This is a genomic window from Streptomyces cahuitamycinicus (assembly GCF_002891435.1).
Classification (GTDB): Bacteria; Actinomycetota; Actinomycetes; order Streptomycetales; family Streptomycetaceae; genus Streptomyces; species Streptomyces cahuitamycinicus.
On record NZ_POUC01000856.1, the window covers coordinates 1 to 1,154 of the forward strand.

The window sequence follows — 1,154 nt, forward strand, 5'->3', positions numbered from 1 at the left end:
GGGCCGGAGCGGCCGCGTTCCAGTTGACGGCCTCCATCTGGAGGTCGGCCTTGGAGGTGTCGATCACCCACCGCTGGGCCTCGTCGTCCGTCCGGGCCTTGAGGACCAGGGCTCCCGAGCCGTTGGTCGCGGCCGGGGCCAGAGCGAGGTCCTGGTCCCAGCGGGGCACGAGGGCGCCCTGGAGGGTGAAGTCGTAGCGGATGTTCTTCGGGTTCGGCCGGGACGCGCCCGCGCAGGGGGCCAGCCGCACCGAGTAGCCCAGCTGCGAGTCCAGGCACAGGTCGGGGGCGGCACCATTGCGCAGCAGGCCGTCGGTCTCGTACGTCCACTGCTGGGCGGCGTCCGCCGAGCAGGGCGTGAGTTCGGCCTCGCCGTCCTCGACGGCCTTCTTGCCGTCGATGCCCACGCACAGGCCCGAGGCGACGTTGTGCAGCCGTCCGCGCAGGGCGCTCTTCCCGGCGTCCTCCGCCCCGGCCCAGGACGGGTCGGTGGTCTCCCCGCCCGCCTCGGAGTCGGGTGCTTCCCCGGCGGGCCGGTCGGCACCGGCCGGGGCGCCGTCGCCGGAGTTGCCGGTGGACCACAGGACCAGCGGCAGGACGACGAGGCCGCTCACCGTCAGGATGCGCCGCCGGGCGGCACGGCGGGCCGTCCTGTGGGCGGATCTTCGGGCCGCGGTCCGGGGGCCCGGGGGTGCGGAGACGGGCGGCGGTACGGAGCGACCCTCGTCGGCCGTGACCACGGCGTGGGCCCGGTTCACGGGTGCGCCCGCGGCGTCCGCCGCGGGAGGGGGCGGCGCGTCCGCCGGGCCGCCCGGATCGGTGAACGACTCCCCGACGGTGCCGGCGAGGGCGACCGGGTCCGTGAAGGACCCATGCCCCTGGGTCTGCACGGGGAAGGTCCCACCCGCTGTACGAACCGGATCCGGATCCGGAAAGACCTCACGTGCCTCACGGGCCGGCTCGGGGAAAGGCTCACGCGCTGCCCGGACCGGGTCCGGAATGATCTCGTACGCCATGCCGGCCGGGTCCGGGAAGACCTCGCGCGCCAGGGCCACCGGGTCCGGGAACAGCTCACGTGCCGCACCGGCCGGAGTCCCGGCGGTGGCCGCACCGGCCGCTCCCCCGGGCCGCCCGCGCTCGGTGGGACGCCCGCCC

1 protein-coding gene is annotated in these 1,154 nt (G+C 76.2%); it reads right to left on the minus strand.

Features of this window, described 5'->3' with window-relative positions:
• Positions 1-1,154 (minus strand): RICIN domain-containing protein (locus C1J00_RS43445; RefSeq protein ID WP_146046418.1); only part of this gene is annotated, 1,154 nt, incomplete at both ends.